Below are 4,806 nucleotides of genomic sequence, written 5' to 3'. Positions count from 1 at the left end.
GTCCCGCTCACTTCCTGACTCGAACGCTTAGGCGAGTGAGCACGGAAATGAGCCTTCAAGTGCTTGCATACAACATCAAGCGGGTCATCAATATACTTGGCGTCTTGAGAGCGATGAAGAGCATGAGATTGGCGCGAAGCTAGAGCCCGGAAGGGCTTTCTGTCACCACGATTCTCGATTTGCGCCGGTCGATCGACTGAAGTCGTTCGACCTCGCGGGGTAGTTCAACCTTCTACCGTAAAAAATGGAGTTTCCACACGGCCTCGACCCGAAGCGGTCGGCCAGCCGCAGGCTTCGAACGGCCGCTATTCGAGGATGAGCTGCCGCACATGGCAACAGGCACTCCCCATTCACCCGCCGCGCGCAGGCAAGATTCTGGAGGCCCCGCCACTCATCCGTAGTGCACCTGATTGCTGACGACATGAGCTCGATCGAAGCGTCTCGTCGAGCGGAACGAGCGCGTCACGGTCATGCAACTGGAAAAGGTCGATGTGATCGCGACCGAGTCTCTTCAGGCTTGTCTCGACCGAGCGCATGATGTGTGAGCGCCCCAATCCCACTTCGTTCTGACCAGGGCCGGTGCGTAGCCGAACCTTGGTCGCGACGAGCATTCGATCTTCGTCGAGCCCCAGCGCTTTCAGCACATGGCCCACGTCCTCTTCTGAACGACCCTGCGAGTAGGCGTCCGCCGTGTCGATCAGGTTGACGCCGCGCTCCACGGCCGTCGCGACGAGCCGGGTAGCCTGATCGCTGTTCAAGCCGGCAATGCTGCCCCAGATGCCCGAGCCAGCACCGAAAGTCATCGCGCCCAGGCTCAGCCGTGAAACCCGTAGACCAGTTCTGCCAAGCGTGCTGTATTCCATCGTGTATTCCTGGTTTGAACGAAAACCTGATGTATCGGTAACGTAAGACCCAGAGTCCACGCGTCGCGCTATCGGCTCTGGTCAGATTCGACGCGAAACAAGCTCGCCCAGAACGGTCTCCAGCTCGACGCGGCCGCGCAAGACTTCGTCAGAACTGCTTTCGAAACCGATCCAGCCTTCGTTGAAACCGTCCAGCATGCGCATGCGGGGCATAGGATGTTTCATGCCCTGCGTGCGGAACAGCGCTTCCCACGTCTGCCGTTCGACGACTTCCGCACGTACCGGACGACGCAACACGCCAGCCAAAGCCGCTGCGAGATCGTTAGGAGCTGCCCGGCGTGGACCTTCAAGCTCGACGACCCGCACACCGCGCCACGTCTGCTGAAGCAGTTCGGCAGCAACGCGGCCTACGTCCGCGGTGGCGACCATCGGCACAGGCTTGTCGAGCGGCTGGAGGTAACTGGCAATGACGCCACCGTCGCTTGCAGACGCAACATCCCATGCGGCGTTCTCCATGAACCAGGCAGGCCGCAGGAACGTCACGGGCATCGGCATCTCGCGCAGCGCCTGCTCCATCAGCGTGCGTTGAGTGAGCAGGTTGACCTCGTCGGCCTGTGCGCCGATCGTCGAGAGGCAAACGACCTTGTCGGGCCGCGCCTTCAGGAGTGCTGCGGACACAGCCTCAATCACTGTGCGCGCTTCAGGAAACCCGGGCTCCGGATCGAACTCCGAAGGCGGCAGGATGAAAACGCCCGTCGCACCTTCAAACGCGGCGGCGAGCGACGAAGGGTCTTCCATGAAAGCCGTCGCGATCTCGCAGCCGCGCTCTGCCCACGCCTCTGCCCGCGTCGCATCGCGCACGACTGCGCGCACCGGCCGACCGGTAGCCAGCAATTCGCGGGCCAGTGCGCCGCCCACCTTGCCGGTGATTCCTGTGATTGCATACATTGCTCGTTCTCCATGTGTGGATATCGGGTGACGCAGCGTCGATTTGCCGACGGTCAATCGCTCAGGCGCGACGCAAACCGTCGTAAAACGCCTGCTCGAACTGTCCGTATAGGTTCACGACGCGCGCATCGTAGAAGGGCAGCATCTGCGTAAAGAGCGACCCGGCGACCCGCTTGACCGGATCCACCCAGAAGTAGGTGTTCAGCAACCCGGCCCAGCTCGCACTGCCTGCGCTTCGTCCGTGGGGTCCTTGCTCTGTATTGATGTCGAACGACAGCCCCCACTTGTGCGCGGTGCCCGGAAACTGATCGAAGCTGTTCGACCACGACGGCTGCGCCGTCCTCATTTCCGCGACCTGCAGATCGCCGATGTGATTGCGGAACATCGTCGCGACGGTGTCGGCGCGTAGCACGCGTTCTCCGCGATAGGTGCCGCCCATTAAGAGCATCTGGAGGAACGCCATGTAGTCGCGCGGCGTGCTGAAAAGTCCGCCTCCACCCATGAAAAATTCGGGGCGCTGGTTGGTTTCGAACGGCTCGGGCGCGAGAGAGCCGTCCACCTGACGCCTGTGCATGGTCGCGACGCGCTGCTTCTGCTTGCTGCCGATGAGAAAGCCCGTGTTGCGCATGCCGAGCGGATCGAAGATGTGCTCGCGGAAGTAGACTTCCAGCGACTGATCGGTGACGGCCTCGACCAGTTTGCCGACCCAGTCCATGCTGATGCCGTACTCCCAGCGCTCGCCCGGCTCGAACTCGAGCGGCGCCGCGAATGCGCCGTTCATCGAATAGCCGATGTCCGGCATGCCCGTTACTGTCTCATACCGGCTTAGCTTGTCGCTCCAGATGCTGTAGGTAAAGCCGGAGGTATGCGTGAGGAGATGGCGCACCGTGATCGCATTGCGCGCAGGACGCAGCTTCGGCTGCCCGGAGAGGTCGAATCCGTCGAGGATTTGAGGCGACTTCAACTGCGGCAGGATCTCGCCCGCGGGCTGATCCAGCCGCAGTCTGCCCTGTTCGATGAGCTGCATGCACGCGGTTGCGGTAATCGCCTTTGTCATCGACAGGAGCCAGAAGACTGTGTCGGGGCCCATGGCCTCGCCAGTGCGGGCGTTCGCCCGGCCACATGCTCCCTCGTAAACCAGTCCGCGGTCGGTTGCGCCCATGGCGACAACACCGGCAACCGTGCCGTCGTCCACCGCCCGTCGCAGGCATTGATCGATCGAACTGTAGGCCGGGTGATGGGCCAGCGCGGCGTCGCCACTCGCGCGCTGCGATACTGCCCGCGCGTCGCGGCTTGCGACGCCACCAAGTGTCGCAAGAGCCAGCAGGCTCGACGCACCCTTCAGAAGACGACGACGATCTGTTTGAACTGCCATTTTCCGTTTCTTCCCGAATGAATGAATGAATCGCGGCATTACGGTGCTTCAGCGATGGGCGAAAACCGCCGCCGCGAGCGGTTCCCGTTGAAGCGTCCAGCGGATGTCTCGGTGAGACGTATTCTGGCCAAGCACTAAACGAAACAAAATGACATTGATGTCATCAGATAAGTGACAAAACGTCACCGATTTGGCATGATCGACGGACACGTCCACTGCTGCGCGGCGCAGCGTTCGCTTTCACGCGGTCGATCGCGCTCCGCCACACGTATTAACTCGAGCAGCCATGAGATCCAGTAGCGAGAAGCTTTCCGGCAGCATTAGCGTGTTCGCCGCCGTAGTGGATGCGGGAACGTTTGTGGCCGCTTCGGAGGTGATAGGCATGACGCCGCCCGGCGTCAGTCGGGCGATTGCGCGGCTGGAAAAAAGGTTGAACATCCGGCTCTTCAGCCGGACAACGCGCTCCGTCTCCCTGACTGAAGAGGGCCGTCGCTTTTACGAGCAGGTCATGCCCCATCTCGCCGGACTTGAGGAAGCAGCGGCAGCTGCGGCAGGCGGCGCGTCCGCTGTGCGTGGAAAGCTGAGAATCAATCTGGATCCTGTCGTCTACCGGACCATCCTCGGGCAACAACTCGATGCGTTCATGGACGCACACCCCGAACTCGAAATCGAGTTCATCGCGAGAGACAGTCTTGGCGACCTCGTCATGGACGGCTTCGACCTCGCCGTGCGATTCGGCGAACCCAAAGCGTCTACCCTGATCGCGAGAAAGCTGCTCGACACCCGCATCGTGACGGTCGCAGCGCCCTCGTACGTTGCTCGCTGGGGACGGCCAGCAAAACCCGAGGACCTGCAAGGTCGAAGCCACAGATGCCTCGAGTTTCGCAACCCGGAGACAGGCAAGCCGTTCCAGTGGGAATTTCATCGCAAGCGAAAACGCATTGTGGTCGACACTCAGGGACGACTCACGGTCAACGATCCGGGTGCCTTACTCAACGCATGCCTCGCCGGTTCCGGGATTGCGCAGATGTTGCTGTTCGGTGCCGAGCCGCTGATTGCCGACGGCCGGTTGGTCAATCTCTTTCCCGAATGGGTAGACGAACGGTATCCGTTATACGTCTACTACGCATCCCGGCACCACGTGCCGGCAAAGACCCGTGCTTTTCTTGACTTCGTGGTGGAACTGACAGGCGATCACGAGAGCGCCGGCACGCGCTAGTGCTGTTTCGGCGAACTGGCGAGGCAATATCGAATGGCCGGTTACGTATGGGTTGCGCTCTGCCATGATCCGATTACGAACATCCAGTTCTGGCCGACCTGCGCCCCATAATGCTGTCGCGCCGCTCAGGCGAGCCGGCGACCTCCGGGCGGCGCATCTCGACCGAGGCTGTGTGGAAACTCCATTTTTGCGGTAGAAGGCTGGACTACCCCCGCGAGGTCGAACGACTTCAGTCGATCGACCGGGCGCAAATCGAGAATTGTGGCGGCAGAAAGCCCTTCCGGGCTCTAGCTTCGCGCCAACCTCATGCTCTTCATCGCTCTCAAGACGCCAAGTATATTGATGACCCGCTTGATGTTGTACGCAAGCACCTGAAGGCTCATTTCCGTGCTCACTCGCCT

The 4,806-nt window shown here is 61.2% G+C and carries 3 protein-coding genes and 1 pseudogene; 1 reads left to right on the top strand and 3 read right to left on the bottom strand.

Translation table 11 applies throughout. The annotated features are described in order from the left end of the window. Positions 1 to 386: 386 nt before the first annotated feature. The 3 genes and pseudogenes from C0Z18_RS32235 to C0Z18_RS32225 form a co-directional block, all read right to left on the bottom strand. Positions 387 to 863: pseudogene (locus tag C0Z18_RS32235) on the bottom strand (aldo/keto reductase); the annotation flags it as partial. Positions 864 to 944: 81 nt separating this feature from the next. Then, positions 945 to 1,811, bottom strand: coding sequence for an NmrA family NAD(P)-binding protein (locus tag C0Z18_RS32230; protein WP_102649519.1), 867 nt, complete (start codon positions 1,809 to 1,811; stop codon positions 945 to 947). Positions 1,812 to 1,872: 61 nt separating this feature from the next. Continuing rightward, the gene (locus C0Z18_RS32225) at positions 1,873 to 3,186 is read right to left on the bottom strand and encodes a serine hydrolase domain-containing protein (protein WP_102649520.1); all 1,314 of its coding nucleotides are present in this window, start codon (positions 3,184 to 3,186) and stop codon (positions 1,873 to 1,875) included. Between the two features lie 286 nt (positions 3,187 to 3,472). Here C0Z18_RS32225 and C0Z18_RS32220 point away from each other — a divergent pair, with 286 nt between their 5' ends. Then, a complete protein-coding gene (locus tag C0Z18_RS32220; protein WP_102649518.1) occupies positions 3,473 to 4,405 on the top strand; it encodes a LysR family transcriptional regulator in 933 nt (310 codons plus the stop codon). The last annotated feature ends 401 nt before the right edge of the window (positions 4,406 to 4,806 follow it).

The sequence above is a fragment of the Trinickia dabaoshanensis genome (assembly GCF_002879885.1).
Taxonomy (GTDB): Bacteria; Pseudomonadota; Gammaproteobacteria; order Burkholderiales; family Burkholderiaceae; genus Trinickia; species Trinickia dabaoshanensis.
This window is presented reverse-complemented; position numbering and strand designations above follow the sequence as displayed.